The organism is Bradyrhizobium sp. 138 (genome assembly GCF_023074075.1).
In the GTDB taxonomy this organism is placed as follows: domain Bacteria; phylum Pseudomonadota; class Alphaproteobacteria; order Rhizobiales; family Xanthobacteraceae; genus Bradyrhizobium.
Window position 1 is genome coordinate 101623 of the sequence record NZ_JADPKT010000071.1, and the last position, 26464, is coordinate 128086.

General features: G+C 65.2%; 25 protein-coding genes and 1 pseudogene. 3 read left to right on the top strand and 23 right to left on the bottom strand.

Going from position 1 to position 26464, the window contains the following annotated elements:
* Nucleotide 1: 1 nt before the first annotated feature.
* The 3 genes from IVA79_RS23850 to IVA79_RS23860 all read right to left on the bottom strand — a co-directional run bounded on the left by IVA79_RS23850 (nt 2) and on the right by IVA79_RS23860 (nt 3342).
* The gene (locus IVA79_RS23850; RefSeq protein ID WP_247557385.1) at nt 2-889 is read right to left on the bottom strand and encodes an ABC transporter permease; all 888 of its coding nucleotides are present in this window, start codon (nt 887-889) and stop codon (nt 2-4) included.
* Nucleotides 886-1836, bottom strand: a complete 951-nt coding sequence (locus tag IVA79_RS23855; RefSeq protein ID WP_247557388.1) for an ABC transporter permease — start codon at nt 1834-1836, stop codon at nt 886-888. Before IVA79_RS23855 ends, IVA79_RS23850 begins: the two co-directional genes overlap by 4 nt.
* Nucleotides 1837-1920: 84 nt before the next feature.
* Complete coding sequence (locus IVA79_RS23860; protein WP_247557391.1) at nt 1921-3342, bottom strand: amidase family protein; 1422 nt, start codon at nt 3340-3342, stop codon at nt 1921-1923.
* Nucleotides 3343-3464: 122 nt separating this feature from the next.
* Here IVA79_RS23860 and IVA79_RS23865 point away from each other — a divergent pair, with 122 nt between their 5' ends.
* A complete protein-coding gene (locus IVA79_RS23865) occupies nt 3465-4352 on the top strand; it encodes a LysR substrate-binding domain-containing protein (protein WP_247557394.1) in 888 nt (295 codons plus the stop codon).
* A gap of 4 nt (nt 4353-4356) precedes the next feature.
* On the opposite strand, the gene IVA79_RS23870 is transcribed toward IVA79_RS23865, so the two are convergent.
* From IVA79_RS23870 to IVA79_RS37045, 10 genes and pseudogenes are all read right to left on the bottom strand, one after another.
* Nucleotides 4357-5292: a carbohydrate kinase gene (locus IVA79_RS23870; protein ID WP_247557396.1), complete on the bottom strand. Its 936-nt coding sequence runs from the start codon at nt 5290-5292 to the stop codon at nt 4357-4359.
* A gap of 4 nt (nt 5293-5296) precedes the next feature.
* Nucleotides 5297-6943: an FGGY-family carbohydrate kinase gene (locus tag IVA79_RS23875; RefSeq protein WP_247557399.1), complete on the bottom strand. Its 1647-nt coding sequence runs from the start codon at nt 6941-6943 to the stop codon at nt 5297-5299.
* 33 nt (nt 6944-6976) lie between these two features.
* A complete protein-coding gene (locus IVA79_RS23880; protein ID WP_247557402.1) occupies nt 6977-7750 on the bottom strand; it encodes an SDR family oxidoreductase in 774 nt (257 codons plus the stop codon).
* 41 nt (nt 7751-7791) lie between these two features.
* Nucleotides 7792-8799, bottom strand: coding sequence for an ABC transporter ATP-binding protein (locus IVA79_RS23885; protein WP_247557406.1), 1008 nt, complete (start codon nt 8797-8799; stop codon nt 7792-7794).
* 15 nt (nt 8800-8814) lie between these two features.
* Complete coding sequence (locus IVA79_RS23890) at nt 8815-9645, bottom strand: carbohydrate ABC transporter permease (RefSeq protein ID WP_247557409.1); 831 nt, start codon at nt 9643-9645, stop codon at nt 8815-8817.
* 3 nt (nt 9646-9648) lie between these two features.
* The gene (locus IVA79_RS23895) at nt 9649-10521 is read right to left on the bottom strand and encodes a sugar ABC transporter permease (protein WP_247557412.1); all 873 of its coding nucleotides are present in this window, start codon (nt 10519-10521) and stop codon (nt 9649-9651) included.
* 85 nt (nt 10522-10606) lie between these two features.
* On the bottom strand, nt 10607-11920 hold the full coding sequence (locus IVA79_RS23900; RefSeq protein WP_247557415.1) for a sugar ABC transporter substrate-binding protein: 1314 nt from the start codon (nt 11918-11920) through the stop codon (nt 10607-10609).
* A gap of 362 nt (nt 11921-12282) precedes the next feature.
* Nucleotides 12283-13233, bottom strand: coding sequence for a sugar-binding domain-containing protein (locus tag IVA79_RS23905; RefSeq protein WP_247557418.1), 951 nt, complete (start codon nt 13231-13233; stop codon nt 12283-12285).
* Between the two features lie 6 nt (nt 13234-13239).
* Nucleotides 13240-13902, bottom strand: coding sequence for an HAD family hydrolase (locus tag IVA79_RS23910; RefSeq protein WP_247557420.1), 663 nt, complete (start codon nt 13900-13902; stop codon nt 13240-13242).
* A gap of 74 nt (nt 13903-13976) precedes the next feature.
* A pseudogene (locus IVA79_RS37045) lies at nt 13977-14240 on the bottom strand (hypothetical protein); the annotation flags it as partial.
* Nucleotides 14241-14351: 111 nt separating this feature from the next.
* Between IVA79_RS37045 and IVA79_RS23915 the strand changes: the two are divergent.
* Together IVA79_RS23915 and IVA79_RS23920 are read left to right on the top strand one after the other, a co-directional pair.
* Complete coding sequence (locus IVA79_RS23915; protein WP_247557423.1) at nt 14352-14507, top strand: hypothetical protein; 156 nt, start codon at nt 14352-14354, stop codon at nt 14505-14507.
* A 105-nt stretch (nt 14508-14612) separates the two neighbouring features.
* Nucleotides 14613-15038 carry a cupin domain-containing protein gene (locus tag IVA79_RS23920; protein ID WP_247557426.1) on the top strand — a complete coding sequence of 142 codons (426 nt, stop codon included), beginning with the start codon at nt 14613-14615 and terminating at the stop codon, nt 15036-15038.
* 128 nt (nt 15039-15166) lie between these two features.
* Here the strand turns inward: IVA79_RS23920 and mmsB are convergent, their stop codons facing one another.
* The 10 genes from mmsB to IVA79_RS23970 form a co-directional block, all read right to left on the bottom strand.
* Entirely contained in the window at nt 15167-16357 is a 1191-nt protein-coding gene (gene mmsB / locus IVA79_RS23925) for a multiple monosaccharide ABC transporter permease (protein ID WP_247557429.1), read from the bottom strand.
* The gene (gene mmsA / locus IVA79_RS23930; protein ID WP_247557432.1) at nt 16354-17931 is read right to left on the bottom strand and encodes a multiple monosaccharide ABC transporter ATP-binding protein; all 1578 of its coding nucleotides are present in this window, start codon (nt 17929-17931) and stop codon (nt 16354-16356) included. The genes mmsB and mmsA overlap by 4 nt, the downstream gene beginning before the upstream one ends.
* 111 nt (nt 17932-18042) lie before the next feature.
* Nucleotides 18043-19116, bottom strand: coding sequence for a multiple monosaccharide ABC transporter substrate-binding protein (chvE, locus tag IVA79_RS23935; RefSeq protein WP_247557435.1), 1074 nt, complete (start codon nt 19114-19116; stop codon nt 18043-18045).
* A gap of 73 nt (nt 19117-19189) precedes the next feature.
* Nucleotides 19190-20068, bottom strand: a complete 879-nt coding sequence (locus IVA79_RS23940) for an SMP-30/gluconolactonase/LRE family protein (protein ID WP_247557590.1) — start codon at nt 20066-20068, stop codon at nt 19190-19192.
* Nucleotides 20068-21144: an aldose epimerase family protein gene (locus IVA79_RS23945; RefSeq protein WP_247557438.1), complete on the bottom strand. Its 1077-nt coding sequence runs from the start codon at nt 21142-21144 to the stop codon at nt 20068-20070. Before IVA79_RS23945 ends, IVA79_RS23940 begins: the two co-directional genes overlap by 1 nt.
* 2 nt (nt 21145-21146) lie before the next feature.
* Nucleotides 21147-22073, bottom strand: coding sequence for a Gfo/Idh/MocA family oxidoreductase (locus tag IVA79_RS23950; RefSeq protein ID WP_247557440.1), 927 nt, complete (start codon nt 22071-22073; stop codon nt 21147-21149).
* A complete protein-coding gene (locus IVA79_RS23955; RefSeq protein ID WP_247557443.1) occupies nt 22070-22846 on the bottom strand; it encodes a FadR/GntR family transcriptional regulator in 777 nt (258 codons plus the stop codon). The genes IVA79_RS23950 and IVA79_RS23955 overlap by 4 nt, the downstream gene beginning before the upstream one ends.
* Nucleotides 22843-23823 (bottom strand): galactofuranose ABC transporter, permease protein YjfF, encoded by a 981-nt coding sequence (gene yjfF, locus IVA79_RS23960; RefSeq protein ID WP_247557449.1) that lies wholly within the window; start codon nt 23821-23823, stop codon nt 22843-22845. Before yjfF ends, IVA79_RS23955 begins: the two co-directional genes overlap by 4 nt.
* Entirely contained in the window at nt 23820-24812 is a 993-nt protein-coding gene (locus tag IVA79_RS23965) for an ABC transporter permease (protein ID WP_247557451.1), read from the bottom strand. Before IVA79_RS23965 ends, yjfF begins: the two co-directional genes overlap by 4 nt.
* Complete coding sequence (locus IVA79_RS23970) at nt 24809-26353, bottom strand: sugar ABC transporter ATP-binding protein (protein WP_247557454.1); 1545 nt, start codon at nt 26351-26353, stop codon at nt 24809-24811. The genes IVA79_RS23965 and IVA79_RS23970 overlap by 4 nt, the downstream gene beginning before the upstream one ends.
* Nucleotides 26354-26464: the final 111 nt, after the last annotated feature.

Consider the following 26464-nt stretch of genomic DNA (forward strand, 5'->3'; position numbering starts at 1 on the left):
GTCATCGCTCCCGCGCCAGTCTGGGATCGAGCAGATCGCGCAATCCGTCGCCGAGAAGATTGAGGCCGAGCACCGCGATCGCGATCGCAGCGCCCGGATAAACCGCGAGCATCGGCGACTGGAACAGCAGCGTCTGCGCATCGTTCAGCATCCGCCCCCACGACGGCTGCGGCGGCTGCGTGCCGAGGCCGAGATAGGACAAGGCGGCTTCGGCAAGGATGGCAAGCGCGAACTGGATGGTGACCTGCACGATCAGGATCGACAGGATGTTGGGCAAAACGTGCTCGATGGTGATGCGGAATTTGCCCTTGCCCGCGGCGCGCGCGGCCAGCACGAATTCGCGCGCCCAGATCGCGTTGGCCGAGCCGCGCGTCAGCCGTGTCAGCGTCGGGATCTGGAAGATGCCGATCGCGACGATCGAGGTCACCATGCCCGGCCCCGCCACCGCGGCGAGCATGATCGCGGACAGCACGGCCGGAAAGGCGAAGGTGAAATCGGAGAAGCGCATGATGATCTCTTCGGTCCAGCCGCGCCGGGCCGACGCGGTCAAGCCGAGCGTGACGCCGAAGGTCAGACCGATGCTGACGGCGATGATACCGACCATGATGGTGGAGCGGGCGCCGGCGAGCAGCAGCGATACGATATCGCGGCCGAAAGAATCGGTGCCGAGCCAGTGCGATGCCGAGGGCGGCCGGAGTTTTGCAGCGATGTCGATCTCGTAGGGCGACCACGGCGTCCACACTAGCGACAGCATCGCGGAGGCAAGCACCAATAGGCTCAGCGCACCACCGATCACGAAGCTGCGGTGGCGCAACGCGCGGCGCCAGAACGTGCGGGCCGGCAGCGGGCGCGTTGCGAGCGGCACGTCAATGGTTAGGGGCTCGCTCACAGGTCGTGGACCTTGATCCGGGGATCGATGAAGGCGTAGAGCACGTCGACGACGAAATTGACGATGACGACCATGGTCGCGAGCAGCATCACGCAGTTGCGCACCACGATGAGGTCGCGGTTGGCGATCGACTGGAAGATCAGGCGGCCGAGGCCCGGCAGGTAGAACACGTTCTCGATCACGATGGTGCCGGCCAGCAGATTGGCGAATTGCAGTCCCATCACCGTCATGACGGGAATCATCGCATTGCGCAGCACGTGGCTCCACAGCACTTCGCGCTTGCCGAGCCCCTTTGCGCGTGCGGTGCGGACGAAATCCTCGCGCAGCACCTCCAGCACGGCCGAGCGGGTGACGCGCGCGAGAATCGCCGCCTGCACCACCGCGAGCGAGATCGCCGGCAGCAGCAGCGACTTCACGCCGAGCCAGATGCCGTCCTCCCAGCCCGCGAAGCCGCCGGCCGAGAGCCATTGCAGCCGCACGGAGAACAAGAGGACCAGCAGGATCGCGAACCAGAAATTCGGCAGCGCGATGCCGACCTGCGTCAGCGACATCACACCGACGTCGCCAAGCTTGTTGTGATTGGCGGCGGTGTAGATGCCGGCCGAGAGCGCCAGCGTGACCGTGATCGTCATGGCCATGATGGCGAGCGGGATCGTCAGCACCAGCCGCTCGGCGATCAGGCTGGCCACCGGCGTGCCGTAGACATAAGAGGTGCCGAGATCGCCGACGAGGAGGCCTTTGATCCACTGCAAATAACGAACCGCCAGCGGCTGGTCGAGCCCGAGCTTGACGGTGAGCGCACGGACCGCGTCCGGCGAGGCATCGGCGCCCATCAGCATCTGCGCGGCGTTACCGGGAAGCGCGTCGAGCACAAGGAAGATGATCAGCGAGGCGCCGATCAGCGTCGCCAGCAAGGTCAGGACACGTCGGAGGACAAAGACGCTCATGCGCGCTCGGCTTCAGGGCTCAGCTGCGACACGATCAACATGTCCGGGCGCCCGAGGCAAGCTCTTTGCTGCATGCCCATCTCCTCAAGCCGGCCAGCGGGACAGAAGGTCGGCAGAAGCCTCGAACAGTGCGCTCACGCGCAGCAATTCGGCGTCGGCACGGAAGCGGCCGACGAGCTGGAGCCCGATCGGCAGGCCGTCGCGGCCGAACCCCGAGGGCAGGCTGACGGCGGGATGGCCGGTCATGTTGAACGGCATGGTCCAGGGAAACCAGTTCGGCCGGACACTGTCGAAATGCTTGCCGTCGATCTCGATGCTGCCGAACAAATCCTGGTTGATCGGCAGCGCGGTGCGCGTCAGGGTCGGCATCGCCAAGACGTGCCCGCGCGCAAGCAGCGATTGCACCCGGCGGAACAGCGCGGTGCGCGCGAACATCGCCTCCTGGTAGTCGACGCCGCTGACGTCGGTGGCGAGCGCGAGCTGCTTCAGGAAAGCCTCGCTCATCTCATCCTTGTGCTCGGCTGCGAGTTTTGCAAAGCGCGTGCGCCAGACGGTGTGGTTGATGGCGCGCCAGATCGGCTCGATGTCGAAACCTTCGCCGGAGAATTCCTCGAGCTCGGCCCCTAACCCTGCCAGCCGGTCGAGGGTCGCCTTGAAACTGCGGGCGACCTCGGCGGACACCGGGCGGCCGGGCGGCGTCAGGCAGTACAGAATCCGCTGGCCACGCAGATCGCCGCGCGCGCCAGCCGTGCCGACGAAATCAGGCACGGGAACGCCGATCGACCAGGGATCACAGGCGTCCTCGCCCGCCATCGCCTGCATCATCAGCGCGGTGTCGGCGACGGTGCGGGTGGTCGGCGTGACGTAGGTCTGGTTGCCGAACACGTCCAGCGCCTGGCTGTGCGGGATCACGCCGTTGCTCTGCTTCAAGCCAACCACGCCGTTGCAGGCGGCGGGAATTCGCGTCGAGCCGCCGCCGTCGGTCGCGATCGCGAGCGGCGCGATGCCGCTGGCAACCGCAACAGCCGCGCCCCCGCTGGAGCCACCGGAGGAACGGCACGCGTCCCATGCATTGCGGGTGCGGCCAAACAGCGGTGAATCGGTCAGGCACTTGCTGCCGAATTCCGGCGTCGTGGTCTTGCCGATCAGGATCGCGCCCGCACTGCGCAGCCGCGCCACCGCGATGGCATCCTCGGTCGGCACGTTGTCCTTGTAGGGAACGGCGCCGAAGGTAGTCTTCAAGCCCCTGGTGTTGACGATGTCCTTGACGGTGACGGGAATGCCATGGAGCAGGCCGAGCGCCTCGCCCGCCATCACCTTGCGCTCCGCCGCCCGCGCCTGCGTGATCGCCTCGTCGCCACAGAGCGTGATGAAGCAGTTCAGCTCGGGCTGCAGCGCCTCGGCGCGCGCGAGCACGGCACGGGTGATCTCGACGGGGGAAATCTTCCTTGCGGCGATGAGTCCGCGCAGTTCGGTTGCGGACAAGAGGCAGGGATCGCCGTTCATCGTGACATCGCGCTCCGGGGCGAGCCCCCGTTGGCCCAGCCATTGACAGCCAGAATGACAGTTTTGTTAACTCGCCGTCCAATACCATTTTGATCCTCAACCCATATGTTTTCGGTATGCCAATGGATCTTCGCCGGCTCCGCTATTTTGTCGCCGTCGCCGAGGCGCGCAGCGTCGGCAAGGCCGCCGAGCGGCTGCGGATGGCGCAGCCGCCGCTTTCCGTCCAGATTCGCAAGCTGGAAGCCGAGATCGGCGCGCCGCTGTTCCGCCGCGGCACCCGTGGCATGGACCTGACCGAGGCTGGCCAAGCGCTCCTGGCGCGCGCGAGCGAGGCGCTGGCACTGGCTGCTGACGGCGCCGAAGCCGCGCGCGCGGTCGCCGCCGGCAAGCGCGGCCGGCTGTCGGTCGGCTACATGTTCGTGTTGGCCAATGCGGTGCTGCCGCGCCTGATCCCCGAGCTGCGCCGCTCGATTCCCGGCGTCGACCTCGACTTCGCCGAGCTTAGCGCCTCGACCCGCGAGGCGCGGCTGCTCGACCGCAGCGTCACGGTCGCGCTGTGCATGCCGGCGATCCATCACCCTGAGATCCAGGTGGCGCGGATCGGCGCGGAGCCGTTCATGCTGGCGATGCCGATCCGCTCACCGCTCGCCCGCCTCGGCGCGGTGCCGATGGCGAAATTGCAGGGCCGCCCGCTGATCGCGCTGCCGTGGCCAGACCACGACCCCGCCTCCTCCGCGGTCGCGGCCTTGCTGCGGCGGCATCAAATCGTGATGCCGATTGCGAGCCGGGTGGAGACGGTGCATTCGGCGATGAGCCTGGTTCTGGCCGGTGAAGGTCTCGCCATCCTGCCAGCTTGCGCGCAGCTCGGCGCGCCACGCGGCATCGTGTTCAGGCCGCTGCGCGACGCCACCGATTCCATCGATATCGCAGTCTGCTGGCGGCGGGATTCTCAGAGTCCGCTGATCCGAACTTTCCTCAAATGCGCCGAGAAGGCCGTCGCGCCGCTGTGAGGGACTACAAGGACCAGGTGACCTCGCGGCTCCACGGCGGATCTGCCCCCGGGCGGGTGCAGGTCAGGCCGGCGCAATTGGCGGCAAAGGACAGCGCGCGGCGGAGCTCATCGGCACTGATGGTCTTCAGCTGCGGCCGGGTGAGCCTTCCCTGCTTGTGCAGGGCGAACAGCAGCGCCGCCTGAAAGCTGTCGCCGGCGCCGATGGTGTCGGCGACCTCGACCTGGGGCGAGGTGACCTCGATCGCTCCTGCCCCCGCGTGCCACGCGATTGCGCCGTTGTTGCCGCGGGTGATGACGACGAGGCTCGCACCCTGCCCCAGCAGCGCGCTCGCTCGCTGCTCGTAACGCTCGTCGCCGAAGAGGTAGGCGAAGTCCACGTCCGACATCTTGATGAGATCGGCGCTGCCGGCGAACTCGGCCATGCGCGCCAGATAGGCCGGCTTGTCCTTGACCAGATTGGGCCGGCAGTTCGGATCGAAGGAGATCGTCGAGGAGGATCGCGCATCCGCGATCAGCGCTTTGGTCTCGGCGGCGCCCTGGTCGTTGACGAGCGTGGTCGAGCCGACATGAACGGCCTCAACCGTATCGAAGGGAAGGGACCCGCGCCGGTAGGCCCAGTTTCGCGTCGCGGTCTCGGCATCGTAGAAGGCATAATGCGACTCGCCCGCGACGATGCGGACAAAGGCGAGCGTGGTCTGAAGGTCGCTGCGGGTGGCGAGGCTGAGGTCGACGTCGGAGGCTGCGGCGTGATCGGCGATCATCTGCCCGAACAGATCGGTCGAGATGCCGCCGACGAACCCGGTCGGCGCGCCGAGCCGCGCCATGCCGATCGCAACGTTCAGGCACGATCCGCCGACCGCAGGCATCACTGCCTCGCGCCCCTCGGCGTTTCGCGTCGGGACGAAATCGATCAGCGCATCGCCGCAGGCAATCAGCATGTCTTCAACCTCTCGCGATGTCGCGCATCGCCGCGCGGCTGCCGCGATCGACTTCGCGCAGCAGCTTGTAGACCTCGCGCTTGCGCGTGTGAAACGCCGCCATGTCAGGCGCGGTCGGTTCGCTCTTGCGTCCCAGCGCCGACATTTTTGCCATGGTCTCGCCGATCGAGGCATAGGCACCGCCGGCCACCGCGCCTAACATCGCAGCACCGAGCAGCACCGGTTCCTTCGTCTGCGGCAGCGCAACGGTGAGCCCTGTCGTGTCGGCCATGATCTGCCGTGCCAGCGGACTGCGACTGGCGCCGCCGCCCATGATCATGATGCTGGAGCGCACGCCATGCGCGGCAAAGGCCTCGATCACCTCGGCAAGTCCATAGGCCAGCCCACACAGGCCGGCGACGAACAGCCGCTCCATCGAGGCGATATCAGTGTCGAGATCAAGCCCCGCGATCACCGCGCGCGTATCGGGGTCTGCGTAGGGCGAGCGGTTGCCGATGAACTCAGGAAGCACATGGATATCCCGGGCGAGCAGCGCGGCACGACTGGCATCGCCGGCACGCGCGATGATGCGACGCTCAAGGAAGTCGATGAGGTCGACGCCCTCGCTGCGTGCCGCCGCGCTCGCCTCGGCATGGCCCGGATGCGACTTGAGGAGATGGTCGATCGCCGCGCCCGCGGCAGACTGGCCGCCCTCGTTGAGCCAGAAGTCCGGAACCATGCCGGAATAATAAGGTCCCCACACGCCCGGCACGAAGCACGGGTCCTTCGTCGTTGCCATGATGCAGGCCGACGTTCCCATGATGTAGGCGAGCCGGTCGCAGACATCGCTCGCCCCGCCCCCACCGTCGCGTCCGCCAATCGCGCCGATGCCGCCGGCATGGGCGTCGATCAGCGAGGCACCGACCGGTATGCCCGGCGACAGGCCAAGCTCGGCCGCGGCCGCGCGGGTGAGACCCGTGCCGAGCCGCGTGCCGGGGGCGACGATCTCGGTGCCGACGCGAACATATTTCTCGTTGACGAAATCCGACAGGCCGATGCGTTTGAAGAATTGCGCGCTCCAGCCGCCGCCGTCATGGGCGAGATAGTTCCATTTGCAGGTGACGGTGCAGGTCGAGCGCTGCAGCGAACCCGTCGCACGCCAAGTCAGATAATCCGAGAGATCAAAGAAGTGGCCGGCGCCGTCAAAGCTCCCGCGAAGGTGCCGCTTCAGCCATAGCAGCTTCGGCATCTCCATCTCGGGCGAGATCGAGCCGCCGACATAGCGCAACACGGCATCCTCGGTCTCGTTGATCAGCCGCGCCTCGGCGATGGCACGATGATCCATCCAGACGATGACATTACGCTGCTTGTCGCCGGACACGCTGACGGTGAGTGGCCCGCCCTGCTTATCGAGGACAACCAGCGAACAGGTGGCGTCAAAGCCGATGCCGCCGACGCTGTCGGGCGCGATGGCTGCTTCCGCCATCGCCGCCCGCACCGAGGTCGTGCAGGCGTCCCAGATGTCCTGGGATGACTGCTCGACGATGTCGCCGGCCTCGTGCCAGATCCTGATCGGGTGCCGCGCGGTCGCGAGCAGAGTCCCGGCCTCGTCAAACACCCCTGCCCGCGTGCTCGTGGTCCCCACGTCGACGCCGATATACGCTCGCGGCATTGTCGCTCCAGCTTCGTCAGTTTTGACGCAAGCCTACCAGCAAGTGTAGCCGCCATCCACCAGCACGATGCTGCCGGTCATCAGGCTCGCGGCTTCCGAGCTCAGGAACAGCACGACGGAGGCGATCTCCTCGACCTGCCCCATCCGCGCCATCGGGGTTCCACCGATCCAGGCGTCGTACATCTTGGCGTTGCTCTTCACGAAAGCGTTGAGCGGCGTCTCGATATAGGTCGGCGCCACCGCATTGACGCGGATGCCGCGCGCGCCCCATTCGGCAGCCAGCGATTTGGTCAGATGATGCACACCGGCCTTGGAAGCGTTGTAGAAACACTGCTCCTGCGGCTTGTTGACGATGAAGCCGGACATCGAGCCGACATTGACGATGGCGCCGCTCTTGGCCTTGAGCATGTGCTTGCCGAATTCGCGGCAGCACCAGAAGGTGCCGTTGAGGTTGACGTCGATGACGTTCAGCCAGTGCTCATCGGTGACCGTCTCGGCGGGGGTTTCGCTGCGAGCAATGCCGGCATTGTTGACGAGAATGTCGACCTTGCCGTGACGGGCGACGAGATCGTTCGCGACCTCCGCCACGCGCTTGGTGTCGGTGACGTCCATGATCGCGGTCTCGATGTCAAAGCCCTTCGCCTTCAGGCTGGCTTTCGCGCTGTCGGCGACCTTGCTGTCGCGGTCGCCGATGATGACCCTGGCGCCGGCCTCAGCCAGCGCTTCGGCGCAGGCCAGCCCAATGCCCTGCCCGCCGCCGGTGATGAACGCGGTCTTGCCGCTCAGCTTGAATTTTTCCAGGTACATGATGGTCTTTCCGTTTCTTGCCGTCTTCTTGCCGTTTCTTGTCAGCCTCGAAGCGCGTTGCCGCCCTCGTCGAAGCGATGGATGCGCGCGGGGTCCGGCAGCAGCGACACGCGGTCGCCGGCATGCAGGCTCAATTCCCCGATATAGCGCGCCGTCAGCATGCCGAGCGCGCCGGCATCGACATAGAGAAAGGTGTCACTGCCGAGATGCTCGGCGACGGCGATGGTTCCCGGCCAGCCGCTGGCGCCCTCGCACTCGATCTTCAGATGCTCCGGTCGCACGCCGATCGTCGCCGCGCCTTGCTGTTTGGCGAGCTCTCCAGTGACGAAATTCATCTTGGGCGAGCCGATGAAGCCAGCGACGAAGAGGTTGGCGGGCCGCTCGTAGAGTTCCAGCGGCGACCCATATTGCTCGATCTTGCCGCCATTGAGCACGACGATCTTGTCGGCCATGGTCATGGCCTCGACTTGGTCGTGGGTGACATAGATCGCGGTGGTGCCGAGCTGCTTCTGCAGCCTGGTCACCTCGATGCGCATCTGCACACGTAGCGCGGCATCGAGGTTGGACAACGGTTCATCGAACAGGAACGCCTTGGGCTCGCGCACGATGGCGCGGCCGATCGCCACACGCTGGCGCTGGCCGCCGGATAGCTCGCGCGGCTTGCGATCAAGATAAGGCGTGAGGTTGAGCGTCGCTGCGGCCGCCTCGACCTTGCGGTTGATCTCGTCCTTGGCAAGGCCCGCCATCTTCAGGCCGAAGCCGATATTGCCGCGCACGCTCATATGCGGATAGAGCGCGTAAGACTGGAACACCATCGACAGGCCGCGCTTGGCGGGCGGCGTGTCGACGACGTTCTTGCCGTCGATCAGGATGCTGCCGCCGGTGACGTCCTCTAGCCCCGCGATCAATCGCAAGAGCGTGGTCTTGCCGCAGCCGGAGGGGCCGACGAAGACCACGAAGGAGCCGTCAGCGATATCGAGGTCGGCGCCCTTGATGATGTGCACGGGGCCGAAGGATTTTTGCACGCCCTGAAGTGTGATCTGACCCATGATCCGGCAGCCCCTCTACTTCACCGCGCCGAAAGTGAGCCCGCGCACGAGCTGCTTCTGGCTGAACCAACCGAGGACGAGAATGGGCGCGATCGCCAGCGTCGAGGCCGCCGACAATTTTGCCCAGAACAGCCCTTCCGGGCTGGAATACGAAGCGATGAACGTGGTGAGCGGCGCAGCGTTCGAGGTGGACAAATTGAGCGTCCAGAACGCCTCGTTCCAGGCGAGGATCAAATTGAGCAGCAGCGTCGAGGCCAGCCCCGGGATCGCCATGGGCGTCAGCACGTAGACCAGCTCGCGGCCGATGGTGGCGCCGTCCATGCGCGCAGCTTCGAGGATGTCGCGCGGGATTTCCTTGAAATAAGTGAAGAGCATCCAGATCACGATCGGCAGATTTCCGAGGCAGAGGATGAAGACGAGGCCGATGCGGGAATCGAGCAGACCGAAGCTCTTGTAGATCAGGTAGATCGGCACCAGCACGCCGACCGGCGGCATCATCTTGGTCGAGAGCATCCAGAGCAGGATGTCCTTGGTGCGCTTGGTCGGCGAGAACGCCATCGACCAGGCCGCCGGAATGGCGATCAACAGCGCAATCAGCGTCGAGCCGCCGGCGATGATGATCGAATTCATCGCGTGGTGGACATAGTCGCTGCGCTCCTGCACGGTCGCGTAGTTCTCCGTGGTCCAGTGGAAGAACAGGAACGATGGCGGGATGGCGAAAGCCTCGAGCTCGGTCTTGAAGCTCGCCAGCATCATCCACAGGATCGGGAAGAAGATCAGGAAGCCGAAGAACCACGCCCCGATCGTCGAGACCACCACCCGCCGCGTCGTCGCCATCCGTGCCATGTGTCACGCCTCCAGATTGCGGCCGACGATGCGGACCAGGAAGAAGGCGACGATGTTGGCAATCACCACCGCGACGAGGCCGCCTGCGGAGGCGCTGCCGACGTCGAATTGGATCAGCGCCTGCGAATAGATCAGGAAGGCGATGTTGGTGGTCTGCAGGCCCGGCCCGCCGCCGGTCGTGACGAAAATCTCGGCGAACACGGTGAGCAGGAAGATGGTCTCGATCAGGATCACCACCGTGATGGGCCGCGCGAGATGCGGCAGCGTGATGTAGATGAAGGTCGACACGGCGCTGGCGCCGTCCATCTCGGCGGCCTCCTTCTGCTCCTCGTCGAGCGATTGCAGCGCCGTCAGCAGGATCAGCGTCGCGAATGGCAGCCATTGCCAGGTCACGATCAGGATCACCGCAAACAGCGGCACATCGTTGAACCAGTCGATCGGCGTCAGGCCGAACAGAGCGGCCAGCCAGGCGAACAGGCCGGACACCGGGTGCATCAGCAGGTTCTTCCAGACCAGCGCGCTGACCGTCGGCATCACGAAAAACGGCGCAATCACCATCAGCCGCACGAAATTGCGTCCGATCACCGGCTGATCCATCAACAGCGCCAGCGGAATACCGAGCAGGATGGTCAGCGCGAGCACCGAGCCGACCAGCACCAGCGTGTTCTGGAGCGAAGCGAGGAACGCGGGATCGGTGAGGAAGTAGCGGAAGTTCTCCAGACCCACGAACGACTCCGAGCCGGGATCGAGCAGGCTGTAATGCAGCGTGGAGAAATAGATCGTCAGCGCCAGCGGAACGATCATCCAGATGAACAGCAGCCCGACGGCCGGCGTCAGGAGCGAGCGCGCAAGGAACTGCGTCTGCCGGGTTGCCATCAACGCTTCTCCGCTGGCGGGAAGAAGGCGGCCATCCATGACTTTGGATGGCCGCAAGTCGGAGCTCAGGAGGCAGAGCTCGGGTTCACTTGATGTAGCCGGCGCGCTTCATCTCGCGTTCGGTCGCCGATTGCGCCGCGGTGAGCGCGGCATCGACCGTCATCGATCCCGCTAGCGCGGCCGAGAATTGCTGACCGACCTGGGTGCCGATGCCCTGGAATTCGGGGATCGCGGCGTATTGCACACCGACGTAAGGCACCGGCTTCACCGTCGGCTTGTTCGGATCGGCCGCGTCGATCGAAGCCAGCGTCAGCTTCGCGAACGGGGCGACCTTCAGATAGTCGGGGTTCTGGTAGAGCGAGGTCCGCGTGCCCGGCGGCACGTTGGCCCAGCCCTCCTTCGACGCGACGAGCTTGGTGTAGTCCTTGCTCGTCGCCCAGGCGATGAACTTCTCGGCCGCTTCCGTCTTCTTGGAGCCGGCGGGGATGGCCAGATTCCAGGCCCACAGCCAGTTGGCGTTCTTGCCGAGCCCGGTGTTGGGCGCCAGCGCGAAGCCGACCTTGTCGGCGACCTTGGAGTCCTTCGGGTTGGTGACGAAGGATGCCGCCACTGTGGCGTCGATCCACATCGCGCACTTGCCGGCATTGAACAGTGCCAGATTCTCGTTGAAGCCGTTGGAGCTCGCGCCGGGAGGGCCGGCCTCCTTCATCAGATTGACGTAAGTCGTCAGCGTCGTCTTCCATTCCGGCGTGTTGAACTGCGGCTGCCACTTCTCGTCGAACCAGCGCGCGCCGTAGGAATTGGCCATCGCCGAGAGGAACGCCATGTTCTCGCCCCAGCCGGCCTTGCCGCGCAGGCAAATGCCGTAGGTGCCGGCGCTCTTGTCGGTCAGCTTCTTGGCCGCATCGATCACGAAATCCCAGGTCGGCTTCTCCGGCATCTTCAGGCCGGCCTTCTCGAACAAATCGGTGCGATACATCACCATCGAGCTCTCGCCATAGAACGGCGCGGCATAGAGCTTGCCGTCGACGGAGACCGCATCCTTGATCTTGGGCAGGAGGTCGGCGACGTCGTAATCGCCGCCGAGATTGGCGAGCGGTACCAGCCAGCCCTTCTTGGCCCAGATCGGCACCTCATAGGTGCCGATGGTGAGCACGTCGAACTGACCGCCCTTGGTCGCAATGTCGGTGGTGACGCGCTGGCGCAGCACGTTCTCCTCGAGCGTCACCCATTTCACCGAAATGTCGGGGTTCTTCTTGGTGAATTCGGCCGTCAGCCCCTGCATGCGGATCATGTCGCCATTGTTGACGGTGGCGATCGTCAGGGTCGTTTCGGCCATCGCGGGGACGGCCAGCAAAAGTGCAGACGCGCCGCAGACGGCGCCCAGGACATGTTTCACGGTGACCTCCCTCAACTCGCGTTTTGAGCATATGCCCACGCGTTGGGCGTATGTTCAACGGAGGAATGGCGGTTGTCAAGCAGGCGCGCGGGCATTTGCGCAACTTATGAGTGCTGCGGTGCGGGAGGGGATGGATGCGGGCGCTGCGGAGTGGCGGCAGTTGTTCGAAACCGGCGCCAACGGCTTGCTCCACCTCTCCCGCTTGCGGGAGAGGTCGTATCGCATTGAAGATGCGATACGGGTGAGGGCTATCTCCTCTTGGGGAGTCTTGCCAACGGACAGACCCTCTCCCCAACCCTCTCCCGCAAGCGGGGTCCGCAAGCGGGAGAGGAGCGCAGCACCATTGGGGCGCCGTCTTACCCCTACCGCTCCAGGATCGCCTTTGCCGTCGTCTCGTCGGTGATCAACCCGTTGATCAGCCCCCCGCTCAGCGCCGCCGCGATCGCCACCACCTTGGCCGCGCCCACCGCGGCACCGATCGTCGTGGTCTTCGCCGGCACTTCCGGCGGGATGCTAGTCAGGCGCTTGTTGGTGCCGGACTTGAGCAGACGTCCCTTGGAATCATAGGCCCAGCCGGTGATCTCGCCGATGGCGCCCAGCCGCATCATCTCGAACAATTCGTCGCGGGTCACGAAGCCGTCGATGTGAACCTGCGCCTTCTGGTCCATCTGGCCGATGCCGACGAGCCGCAGATCCGCCTTGGCCGCGACCGCCTTCACCTTGGCGATCGGCTCGATGCGGACCATCTTGTTGCGCTCGTCCTCGGACGACATCAGGAACGGCAGCGGCATCGGATAATGCCGCGCGCCGGTGCGGTCTGCGAGCCGGCCGACGGTGTCGTAGAAGCTCGCCGAGCCGTCGGCGGAGATATTGCCGACCAGGGAGACGATCTGGTGGTTAGGCCGGTCGATCGGCGTGACGCGCTCGACCGCGGCGCGCACCGCCCGGCCCGTGCCGAGCGCGACGATCACGGGCGTCTCCGAACGCAGCGTCGAATCGAGCAGATTGGCGCAACGCTCGGCAATGCCCGCAGTGGCCTGCGGCGCAGCAGCGTCGGCCGGCACCACCTCGCAATGGACGAGATCAAAGCGTTCCTTCAGGCGCGCCGCCAATTCCATGCAGGCGGCGATCGGATGCTCGAGCCGGAAGGTGATGAGGCGCTCGGCGAGGCACAGCGAGACCAGCCGCTGCGCCGAGGCGCGCGAGACCTGGAGCATCCTTGCGATCTCGTCCTGGGTGTGACCGGCAATGAAATAGAGCCAGCCAGCGCGGGCGGCATCGTCGAGTCGCGATCTGTCGTTCTCGCCGGCCATACGGCCTCACGCCTCCCAGAAATCGATCATGCGCGCGAACACCCGGTCGGCCCCCGCGCCGGACAATATAGCGCGGCCGTCGCGTCCGCGATAATGGCTGCCGCCGACAAATCCCCAGACGGTCATGCCGGCCGCCTTGCCCGCCTCCACGCCGCTGACGCTGTCCTCGATCACCAGGGTGCGCGCAGGTTGCACCCCCATCTTCTCCGCCGCGAGGAGAAAGAGATCGGGCGCAGGCTTGCCGTGCCTGACCATTTGCGCGGTGTAGATCCGATTCCCGAAATGTGCCCGCAGTCCGGTGACGCCGAGAGAGAGCGCGACGCGGTCAAAGTCGCTGGATGAGGCCACGCAAAACGGCACGGACAAATCGGACATCACGCCCGCAATGCCGGGGACCGGCTGAAGCGACGCTGCGAACGTCGTCAGCACCTGCGACTTCAAGCGCGGCAGAAAGCCGTCCGGCACGGCCTGTCCGAGATCATGATAATGCTGCTCGACTGCCTTGGTGCTGCGCCCGAGGAAGAGCTCGAGCGCCTGCTCTACGCTGAGCGTGATGCCGAACTCGGAGAGAACCTCGGACAGGCACCGGCAGCTCAACAGCTCGCTGTCGACGAGCACGCCGTCGCAATCGAAGATGATCAGATCGGGTCTTGACCGGCCGTGGTCCATCCAGCTATTCGATCATATACCCAATTGATGAGCAATAGCTCACCCCAAATCCGTCAGCCTCGGGATTTCCGCCGTCAGTGCGCGACCTGCCGGTAGATCGCCGGCATTGCCGCGGGCAGCCGCTTGATATTGCCGACGATGGCATAGCCGCCACGGCCGAACAGGGTCGGAAAGTAGGGTTGCGCGGTTGCGTCCACCGTGACGCCGAAGGCGGCGATGCCGAGCCAGCGCTCCTCCTGGACCGACTTGCGGGTGTCCTCGACCGCGAAGCGGCCCTCGTAGTGATGAAGTCGAACATGGGCCGGGCCTCACCCGATGGCGATTCCGACTTGTCGTCGCACAAATATTGCAACCGGCCGGAGGCGCGTTTGCGCTATCGCAACGTTCCACCTGTCCCGCCGTCATAGGTTGGCTGCATCCGGCGGTTCCGCAAAATGGCGAGCGATGCGATGAGCGATGCACAAATCGGGCCGATGACCGCGACCCCCATCATCATCGCGTTCGCGATCGCGCTCCGGCGAATGGGGGTGCTATCGACGGTCGCAACGGTTTCTGCGGTGAGCCTCTCGGTTGCCATCGCCGTGGTGCTCTTGACGACGCAATAATCGTCGGGTGCGAAAGCGTCGCAGCCCATTCCGCCAACAGAGCGCTTTGGCGCATTGCCGTAACGCGGTAAGGTTCGCTACCGCACACGACCCGATGAGTTCGCCATGCCTGAGATCATCAATCTTGGTGCGCTGCAGCTGACCTTTCTGCGGAGCAAGGACGATACCGCCGGCAGTCTCGATCTGTTCGAGATGACCCTCCAGCCGAACGCGCGCATGCCCATCCCTCACTATCACGATCGCTGGGACGAAACGATCTATGGACTGAGCGGTATCTCGACCTGGCGGATCGACGGAACGGACGTCGACGTGGCGCCGGGCGAAACCGCGTTCATCAAACGCGGCGTGGTGCACGGCTTCACAAATCGTTCGCCCCGGCCGGCGACCTGTCTGTGCATACTCACCCCCGGCGCGCTTGGTCCGCAATATTTCAAGGAAATGGCGACCCTCCTAGCCGCCGGTACACCCGATCCGGCAAAGATGAAGGAGACAATGCTGCGCTACGGATTGGTACCGGTGCTGCAGTCTTGAGCTGTTCACGACGCAGTAGCGGTCGACGGTTTGGACCGTAGCCCGCATGGAGCGCAGCGGAATGCGGGAAGTCTCGCCGAGCGGACAGAACCCGGATTGCGCTCCGCTCCATCCGGGCTACGACGGTCTCACCGCCGCTGGTTATAGACATCGATGCACACCGCCCCCAGCAGCACCAGGCCCTTGATGACCTGCTGGTAATCGATGCCGATGCCGAGGATGGACATGCCGTTGTTCATCACGCCCATGATCATGGCGCCGACCACGGCTCCCCCGACCCGACCCACGCCGCCATAAGCCGAAGCGCCGCCGATGAAGCAGGCGGCGATGACGTCGAGCTCGAAGCCGAGGCCGGCCTTCGGGGTCGCGGTGTTGAGACGCGCGGCGAAGACGAGGCCGGCGAGCGCGGCGAGCACGCCCATGTTGACGAAGGTGAAGAAGGTCAGCCGCTCCGTCTTGATGCCCGATAGTTTTGCCGCTTTCGCATTGCCGCCCACCGCGTAGACCTGCCGGCCGATCACGGTCCGCCGCGTGACGAAGCCGTAAAGTGCGATCAAAGCCGTCATGATGACCAGCACGTTCGGCAAACCGCGATGCGAGGCGATCAGATAGGTGAAATAGAGCACGGCGCAGGCGAGCAGAACGCTCTTGCCCAGGAAGAACGCATAAGGCTCGACCTCAATGCCATGCGATTGCTCGCGCGAGCGGCCCTTGGCGCTGGCATAGACCAGCCCGAGCGCGAGCACGGCACCGATCAGCATGGAGGTCGGATGCAGCGTGCCAGCCTCGGGCAGAAGCTCCGGAATGAAGCCGGAGGACAGCTTCTGGAACGTCGCCGGAAACGGGCCGAGTGACTGTCCCTGCAGCACCGCGAGCGCGAGCCCCTTGAACACCAGCATGCCCGCCAGCGTGACGATGAAGGATGGAATGCCGAAAAAGGCCACCCAATAGCCCTGCGCCGCGCCGATCGCCGCGCCCAGCAACAGGCAGGCGATGAAGGCAAGCGTATAGTCGACCTTGTACGTCACCATCAGAACGGCGGCCACCGCGCCGACGAAGCCGGCGACCGAGCCGACCGACAGATCGATGTGGCCGGTGACGATCACCAGCAGCATGCCGAGCGCCATGATGACGATGTAGCTGTTCTGCAGCACCAGGTTCGTCAGGTTGAGCGGCTGCAGCAGCGTGCCGCTGGTCATGACCTGGAAGAACAGCATGATCGCGATCAACGACATCAGCATGCCGTAGTTGCGCAAATTGTTCTTGATGAAGCTGCCGTGCCGGCGTTCTTCGGGCAGCGATACCGTCTTGTCGGTCATGGCTGCATTCCTCCCATCTCCGCCGCCGCGGGCGCGGCGTTCCCAATGTTTCTTTCATTGCGCATGATGGCGCGCATGATCTTTTCCTGTGTCGCATCAGCGCCCTTGAACTCGCCGACGAACGCGCCGTCGTTCATGACGCAGATGCGATCGCAGATGCCGAGCAGCTCGGGCATCTCCGAGGAGATCACCACGACGCCGCGGCCGGCTTCCGCCAGTTCGTTGATGATACAGTAGATCTCGTATTTGGCACCGACGTCGATGCCCCGCGTCGGCTCGTCCAGGATCAGGACCTTGGGGTCGGTCATCAGCCATTTCGACAGCACCACCTTCTGCTGGTTGCCGCCGGAGAGCTGGCCGGTCTCCTGGTAGACGTCGGAGCAGCGGATCCGCATGCGGGTGCGATAGTCGCTTGCGACCTTCAGCTCGGCGATGTCGTCGATCACCCGGCCTGGGGCGACCTGGTCGAGGCTAGCCAGCGTAATGTTCTTGCGGACGTCGTCGACGAGGATCAGGCCGAGTTGCTTGCGATCCTCGGTGACATAGGCAAGGCCGGCGTCGATCGCGGCCGCGACGCTCGGCAGCACCATCTCCCTGCCTTCGAGCCGGAGCGAGCCGCTGATCGTGGTGCCCCAGGAGCGGCCGAACAGGCTCATGGCGAATTCGGTGCGGCCGGCGCCCATCAATCCGGCGATACCGACGACCTCGCCGCGCTTGACGCTGAAATTGACGTTCTTGATCACCTGCCGCTCGGGATGGATGGGGTGATAGACCGACCAGTTCGCGACGTCGAGCACGGGCTCGCCGACCTTCGCGCTACGCTCCGGGAAACGGTGAGCCATATCGCGGTTGACCATGCTGCGGATGATGCGGTCTTCCTGGATCGGCTCGGCACGGCAGTCGATGCTGTCGACGGTGCGCCCATCGCGCAGCACCGTGATGTGGTCGGCGACCTTGGCGACCTCGTTGAGCTTGTGCGAGATCAGGATCGAGCCGATGCCCTGCTCGCGAAACGTCATCAGCCGTTCGAGCAACGCGGCGCTGTCGGCCTCGTTGAGGCTGGCGGTCGGCTCGTCCAGAATCAGCATCCGCACCCGCTTGGACAGTGCCTTGGCGATCTCGACCAGTTGCTGCTTGCCGACGCCGAGATCGGTGATCAGTGTGTCAGGGGATTCCTTCAGGCCGACCTGCGCCAACAGCTCACGCGTGCGCCGGTAGACCTCGTCGCGGTCGATCACGCCGAGCTTCGACGGCGGATGCGACAGGAAGATGTTTTCCGCGATCGACATCAGCGGGATCAGCGCCAGTTCCTGGTGGATGATGATGATGCCGAGCGCCTCGGAATCGTTGATGTCGCGAAAGCGCCGCTCCTCGCCCTCGAAGATGATGGTGCCCTCATAGCTGCCGTGGGGGTAGACACCGCTCAGCACCTTCATCAGCGTCGACTTGCCGGCGCCGTTCTCACCGACGAGCGCGTGGATCTGCCCGGCGTGAACCGAAAAGTTAACGTCGCGCAGCGCCTGCACACCGGCAAAGCTCTTGCTGACGTTGCGCATCTCCAGCATGGCGGTCATGGCATCGCGTCCTTAAATCGTCGTCGTTCCGGGGCGCCCGTAGGCGAACCCGGAACCTCGAGATTCCGGGTTCGATGCTTCGCATCGCCCCGGAATGACAGAGCAAAAAATCTACTGGAACTGCGACTTCTTGTAGTAGCCGCTGTCGACCAGGACCTTCTCCCAATTATCCTTGTAGACCACGACCGGCTTGAGCAGATAGGACGGCACCGTCTTGACGCCGTTCTCGTAGGTCTTGGTGTCGTTGACCGTGACCTGCTTGCCGGCGAGCGCGGCGTCGACCATGTCGGCGGTCACCTTGGCGAGGTCGCGGGTGTCCTTGAAGATGGTCGAATATTGGTCGCCGCGCAGCATCGCCTTGATCGAGGGCACCTCGGCATCCTGACCCGAAATGATCGGCATCCGCTGATCGGCGCTGCCATAGCCGACGCCCTTCAGTGAGGAAATGATGCCGATCGAGATGCCGTCATAGGGCGACAGCACGGCGTTGATCTTCTTGTTGCCGTAGTAGGCGCTGAGCAAATTGTCCATGCGGGCCTGGGCGGTGGCGCCGTCCCAGCGCAGGGTCGCGACCTTGTCCATGCCCATCTGGCCCGAGGCGACGACGAGCTTGCCGCTGTCGATGTAGGGCTTCAGCACGCTCATGGCGCCGTTGTAGAAGAAGTAGGCGTTGTTGTCGTCGGGCGAGCCGCCGAACAGCTCGATGTTGAACGGGCCCTTGCCGTCCTTCAGGCCGAGGCCTTGTTCGATCGATTGCGCCTGGAGCACGCCGACCTGGAAATTGTCGAAGGTCGCGTAATAGTCGACGTTCGGCGTGCCGCGGATCAGGCGGTCATAGGCGATCACGGTGATGCCTTTGGCCTTGGCCTGCTTGAGCACGTCGGACAGTGTGGTGCCGTCGATCGCGGCGATCACCAGCGCTTTCGCTCCCTTGGTCACCATGTTCTCGACCTGCGAGAGCTGGTTCGGGATGTCGTCTTCGGCATATTGCAGGTCAGTGTTGTAGCCGCGCTCCTTCAACACCTTGACCATGTTGTTGCCGTCGTCGATCCAGCGCGCCGACGATTTGGTCGGCATGGCGATGCCGACGGTCGCCTTGTCCTGGGCGGACGCGGTGACGCCTGCGGCCATGGACGCAGCGCCGGCCAGCGCCAGCGCGAGGAATGTCGTCTTCAGTTTCAGCATGTTTTACTCCCTTGGGTGTCAGATTGTTTCTTCGTGTCGTCGAGAACGTCGTCGTGGGCTGCTTTCGGGTCTCCTATGCGAGCTTGACATCGGGCTCCGCGCGACCGCGCGCGGATGCCTCTAGTAGAAAAGTGCAACCGGCTTGCGGATCGGCGGCGCGTGCAGCCGCGTCCAGATCCTGCCAGGCTGACGTGACGAGGAGGCGCGACAGATCGGGCCCGACAAAAGCGGGGCAGCTCGCCTGCTTTGCCGGCACGCTCAACGAGCGCAGACGCTCGCCTTGCGGAGAATAAACATCGATACGGCTCGCGCCCCAGCAGGCATTCCAGATCCTACCGTCGGCATCGCACACTGACCCGTCGAGGCCGCCGATGCCGGTGTGGCACAATAGCACCTCCGGCTCGCCGCGCGGCAGGCCGGTCGCGGGATTGAGCGGGACTGCGTAGAGCACGCCGCGCGGGGTGTCGGTGAAATAGCCGGTGGCGCCATCCGGCGAGAAGCAGATCGAATTGGGGATGCTGATGCCTGGAAACAGCGTCGAGATCTTGCCGCGATGGAGCGCGTAGATCGCCCCGGCCTTCGGCTCGGCCTTCTTGCCCATGGTCCCGATCCAGAACGTGCCGGACTGGTGCACGCGGCAATCGTTGGAGCGCGTTGCGGGATTGTCCGCTTCGAGCGGAAGCAAAAGCGTCATCGTGCCGTCGGCGAGCTTGCGGATGTAAAGCCCGTCCTCGGCGACGATCAACTGCCGTTCGGCATCGATGCGCCCGAGCGCGCTCGCCATCCGGCCGAGCGCATGGACGCGGATGCTGCCACTGCCGAGGCGCGCCTCGAACAGCCGTCCCTCGCGGATGTCGAACCACCAGGCGGTATCGGAGGTTACGTCATAGGTCGGCCCCTCGCCGAGATGGCAGGGATCATCCGAGAGAACCGAGGTCGGCACCTGCTCCATCATGGCGTCCTCACTCCGAATCGATAGACCGTGTGATGGCGGTAGACTTCGCCGGCCTCAAGGCGCGGGCTCGGAAAATCCGGCCGGTTCGGCGCATCGGGCCAGATGTGCGGCTCCAGGCACAGGGCGTCCGACTGGCGGATGAGCTTGCCGCCCTTCCCCGAAATTGTGCCGTCGAGATAGTTGCCGGAATAGACCTGAAGGCCAGGCTGGTCGGTGAACAGCTCCATGGTCCGCCCCGAACGCGGCGCCTCCAGCCGCGCGGCGAGCGCCAGCTTGCCATCCCGGGCGAGGCAGTAGGTGTGGTCGTAGCCCCTGCCGTTCTGCAATTGCTGGTCATTCTCGCGGATGCGCTCGCCCACGGGCCTTGCCCTGCGGAAGTCGAATGGCGTGCCGGCAACGCTACGCGGCGGTTCCGGCAACGGAATGGCGGTGGGATCGATGGCGAGGAAATGCTCGGCGGCGACCGTCAGCTTGTGGTCGAGAATGGGCATCCCTGACGTCGCGCCTTCCAGATTGAAGAAGCTGTGGTTGGTCAGGTTGACGATGGTCGGCCGGTCGGTCCGCGCCTCCATGCTCAGCGACAGCTCGGTCGGCCCGGTGATGCGATAGGTCAGGCGAATGTCGAGCCGGCCGGGATAGTTCTCTTCCCCATGCGGGCTGACATAGGTCAGCGTCACCGCGGGCTTGGCGCCATCATCGACCGCCGCAATGTCCCAGAGCTTGCGATCGAAGCCGTCGAGGCCACCATGCAACGCATTCGGCCCGTTGTTGACGGCAAGCTGCACCGTCTCACCATCGAGCGAAAACTGTCCCTTGGCGATGCGGTTGGCGTAGCGGCCGACGGTGGCGCCGAAGAATTTTCGTTCGGCAAGATAGCCGGCGAATGCGTCATGGCCGAGCACGACGTCGTCGTGGCCGCCCTTGGCATCCGGCGCGATCAGCGCCTGCAGCACCGCACCATGGGTGATGATCCGCGCCTCGAACCCGCCCTCACCGCGCAGCACGATGCGCTCGACGTTGCGGCCGTCCGGCAGCGTCCCAAAGACATCTCTTTCGATTTTTGAGCCAGCCATGTCTAGTCCACAAACGGTTCGACGACGGTACGCCGGCCGAGCAGGAAGGCGTCGGCGACGAGACGAAGCGGCGTCAGGTCGACGTCGCTTGCGCCCGTCGCCGTGAGCTCGACGAAGCGCCGGTACAGTCCGCGATATTCCTCATCGGGCGCCTCGGCAAGCACCTTGCCGTCGACGGCCATGCGCCGGCCCCCACCAGACAGCATCAGCCGGCCCTGATCGGTTTCGACGAGGATATCCCAGCTCTGCGGCCCGGTCTGGCGAAAGTCGAACTCGGCGGTCACGGGCAAGCCGTCGATGTCGGTCAGCGTCAGATTCGCCGCGATCGGCGCCTGGCAATTGGCGGGAAAGGCAAGGTCTGCCGCTGTGACGAACACCGGCTTGGGCAGGATCCTGGTCAGGATCGACAGCGCGTTGATGCCGGGGTCGAACACGCCTAGGCCGCCCGGCTCCCAGATCCAGCCCTGCCCGGGATGCCAGACGCGAACGTCTTCCTTCCAGTCGATGTGCACCGACGTGATGCGTCGCCCAGCGAGCCATTGTCGCGCGGGTTCGACCGCCGGCGCATGTCGCGAATGCCAGGTCGCAAACAAGGTTCGCTGTGCCTCCGCCGCCATCGCGATCAGCGGATCGAGCTCGGCAACGCCGATCCCCGGCGGCTTCTCCAGCATCACGTGCTTGCCGGCTTTGAGCGCCGCGGCGGCCTGCGCGCGCCTCACCTGCGGCGGCGTGCAGAGCGAGACCGCGTCGACATCAGGCCCTTTCTCCAGCAGTTCCTCGATGGTGGCGAAGTGCGGCAGTCCCGGCAGCGAGGCGTTGCGGCTGGCGACCGCGGTCAGCGTCGCGCCCGGCACGGCAGTGATCGCGCCGACATGCTGGTCGCGCGCGATCTTGCCAAAGCCAACGATGGCGATGCGAAGTTCGGTCACGATCTCTCTCCAGATTCCACGGATGGCAACGCCTCGGCCGGCGCGGTCTCGATCACGGCGTCCTCGTGGCGATGCATGCCGTTGTGAATGACGAAGACCATCGCCTCCGAGGCGGCCTCGGCATCGCCCGCTGCGATCGCATCGACGATCTTCTGGTGCCAAAGCAGCACGGTGTCTCGGTCCTCCGATTCCACGGGGGCGCTGAGCAAGAACGAGGCACGCAGAGCGGCCTCGATGACGTGGCCGATCGAGCGCATGAACAGATTGCCGGAGGCGCGCGCCACGGCGACGTGAAGAGCGAGGTCGGCATCGGCAAAGCCGACCGAGTCGGAAGCTTCGTGCCGCATGCGCTCCATGCTTCGCCGAAGCTCGGCGAGATCTTCCTCCGAGCGCTGCGCGGCCGCCAGCATCGCCGCGCGCGGCTCGACCGCAAGACGAATCTCGGCGAGGTCGTTGAGGAAACGCTTGTCGATGCCGGCATCGAGATGCCAGGCCAGCACGTCGGCATCGAACATGTTCCAGGCGCCACGCTCCCGCACAACGGTGCCAACCCGCGCCTTGGTGGTGAGCAAGCCTTTGGCGACCAGGGTCTTCACGCTCTCCCGCAGCACCGGCCGCGACACGCCGAACATCGCGATCATCTCGGCATCCCCCGGCAGCCGCGTCCCCTCTGCGTAGCGACCGGCGATGATGTCGACGCCGATCGAGCGGGCGACCTCCGCATGGTTGGAGTGAGCCCGCCGCGTCGGGATGACGACGATACGCGAAGTCATGTCGCGGCTCCAAGGCTCTTCCTCACCGGCCGGCGCGCGAGCGCGACCAATCCCTGCTGCAAGGCGATGAAGGCAAACAGCAAGACGCCAGTCGCGATCTTGGTCCACCAGCTCGACAGCGTACCATCAAAATTAATGTAGGTCTGGATCAGGCCCTGGATCAGGACGCCGAGGAAGGTGCCAATCACCGAGCCCTGCCCGCCCGTGAGCAGCGTACCGCCGATCACGACGGCGGCGATGGTGTCGAGCTCGACGCCGACGGCGGAGAGCGAGTAGCCGGCGCTGGTATAAAAGGAAAACACGATGCCGGCGATCCCTGCCAGCAGGCTCGACAGCATGTAGATCTTGACCGTCATCTTGCCGACAGCAACGCCCATCAGGCTTGCGGCGGCCCGGCTGCCACCGAGCGCATAGACATTGGCGCCGAACCGGGTGAGATGCAGCAGCAAGGCTCCGCCGATGACGATCACGAGCATGATGATCGCTATCGCGGTCAATCGCCCGCCGCCGGGCATCCGCAGCGCAAAGTCAGAGACCGTCGAATAGACCGGTGCCGTGATCGGCACCGATTCGGTGGACAGCAGGAAGCTCGCGCCGCGCGCCAGGAACATGCCGGCGAGCGTCACGATGAATGGTGGCAGATCGAAGACGTGGATCACCGCGCCCATCGCCGCGCCAAAGGCCGCCGACAGCGCGAGGATGGCAACGAAGGCGACGAGCGGCGGCATGCCCCAGCGGTCGATCGCCAGCGCGACAAAGACGGTGGTGAATCCGATCACCGACCCGACGGAGAGATCGATGCCGCCGGAGATGATGACGAAGGTCATGCCGGTCGCGACGATGCCGAGGAAGGCGTTGTCGGTGAGGAGATTGCCGACCACGCGGGTCGAGGCGATGTTGGGAAATTGCACCGCGCAGAGCACAAAGCCCGCGACGAGCACGATGGCCGTGATCAGGACGGGCGGCAGGCCTTTCATGCTTTGGTCCTCCGCAGCCGCGCCACGATGCCAGCAAAGCCGGTCAGCTTCGGTGATTGCAACAGCAGCACCGCGAGCACCACCACTGCCTTGACCAGCAAGTTGAATTCCGGCGGATAGCCGGACAGCAGAATTCCAGTGTTCATGGTCTGGATGATCAGCGCGCCAAGCACGGCGAGCACGAGGCTGAAGCGGCCGCCAAACAGCGAGGTGCCGCCGATCACCACGGCCAGGATCGCATCGAGCTCGAGCCAGAGGCCGGCATTGTTGGCATCCGCCCCCATAATGTCGGCCGCCGCGATCACGCCGGCAAGCGCGGCGCAGACGCCGCACCAGACATAAACCGCCAGGATCATAGCGCGCGTACCGACGCCGGCAAGCTCGCTCGCCCGCGCATTGCCGCCGGTCGCCTCGATCAGCAGCCCGAGCGCGGAACCGCGGACCACGACGCCGGTCAGGATCACCATGCCGAGCGCAATCGCGACCGGGACCGGCAGGCCAAGCACCGCGCCATTGCCGAGCCAGACCAGATCCGGCGAGGAGAAGGTGACGATGCGCCCTTCGGTAATGAGCTGGGCGATGCCGCGCCCCGCCACCATGAGGATCAGCGTCGCCACGATCGGCTGCATCCCGAGCACCGCAACGAGAAATCCGTTCCACAATCCGCAGGCAAGGCCCGCTCCAAGCGCGGCCGCCAGCACCACCGGGAGGCTATGGGTGTCGGCGAGGCTTGCGGCGATCGCGCCGCAAATGGCCATCACCGCGCCGACCGACAAATCGATGCCGCGCGTTGCGATCACCAGCACCATGCCAAGCGAGAGCAGCGCCACCGGCGTGCCGCGGTTGAGCACGTCGATCAGGCTACCGAACAGCCGGCCGTCCTGAAGGCGCAGGTCGAAGAATTGCGGCGATACCACGCGATCGACCGCGAGGATCACGATCAGCGCCAGGATCTGGGCAAGGCCGCGGCGCGGCAACAGCGCTGTCATGCGTGGGCCTCATGCGCTGCAGCCGCGCCGTCGGCGGCGATAGCGGCGAGGATGTTGCCGACGTCGATCGCTTCGCCCGCGAGCTCCTCGACATGGGCGCGGTCGCGCAGCACCACGACGCGATCCGAATAGGTCACGATCTCGTCGAGCTCGGAGGAGATCACGAGCAGCGAAAGCCCGTCATCGCAGAGCTCGCGGATCAGGCGGATGATCTCGGCATGCGCACCGACGTCAATGCCGCGGGTCGGCTCGTCCAGCACCAGGAGCCGCGGCGAGGTCGCGAGCCAGCGCGCCAGCAACACCTTCTGCTGATTGCCTCCGGACAACAGGCCGACGGGGCGTTCGGGATCGGCAGGACGAATGTCGAGCATCTTGACGTAGCGGCGCGCGATCTCGTCCTGCTCGCGGCGCGATAGCGGGCGGTGCAGACCGCGCTTGGCCTGGAGCGCGAGCACGATGTTCTCACGCACGGTGAGCTCGGCGACGATGCCGTCGGTCTTGCGCTCCTCCGGGCAATAGCCAAAGCCGTGGCGCACGCCGTCGCGGGGCGACTGGAGCCGCACGGGCGCGCCCTCCACCCTCGCCAGCCCGCCATCGGCGCGCTCGGCGCCGAACACCAGTCGCGCCGTCTCGGTGCGGCCCGAGCCGAGCAGGCCTGCGAGGCCGACGACCTCGCCATGGCGCAGCTCCAGATTGAACGGCGCGACATAGCCGGCCTTGCCGTAATTCTCGAAGCTGGCGCAGACCTCGCGTGCCCGGTGCTCGCCTGCCGAGGCTCGTGCACTGGTGGTCTCCGCCAACTCTCTACCAAGCATCATCCGGATCAGCTCGAGCCGCGGCAGCGAACCAGTCTCGCGCTCGCCGACCAGGCGGCCGTTGCGCAGCACCGTGATGCGGTCGGAGATCTCGTAGACCTGATCGAGGAAGTGGCTGACGAAGACGATGCCGATACCGCGCTTTGCGAGCTGGCGCATGATGCCGAAGAGAATCTCGACCTCGTGGCGGTCGAGGCTCGCGGTCGGCTCGTCCAGGATCAGCACGCGAGCCGAGAGGTCGACCGCGCGGGCGATCGCGGTGACGTGCTGGATGGCGACGGAATAGCTGCCGAGCAGTGCGGCGACGTCGATATCCAGGCCGAAATCCGCCAGCAGCGCTTTGGCGCGGCGACGCATGTCAGATTCGCGCACAATGCCGAAGCGCATCGGCTGGCGGTCGAGGAACAGGTTTTGCGCCACCGAGAGGTTCGGCAGCAAATTGACTTCCTGGTAGACGGTGGCGATGCCCGCCGCCAGCGCGGCCTTGGCCGCGCGCGGCGCGATCTCTTCACCACCGATCCTGACGATGCCGGCGTCGCGCGGGAATACTCCGGTGACGACCTTGATCAGCGTCGACTTGCCGGCGCCGTTCTCGCCGAGCAACGCATGGATCTCGCCGGCGCGCAACGTGAAGTCGACCTCCTGCAGCGCGCGCACAGCGCCGAAGCTCTTGCTGATCCCGCGCACCTCCAACAGAGGCGGAGCAGAATCGGGGCTGTTCTCCATGGCGACGTCACTCCCACCGGCGCCCGCCGACATTGCGGACACCCAGCCTATTCGTTCGCGCAGCGGCTTCGAAGAGGGTGCCGGACCGCAAAGCGCGGTCCGGCGACGCCC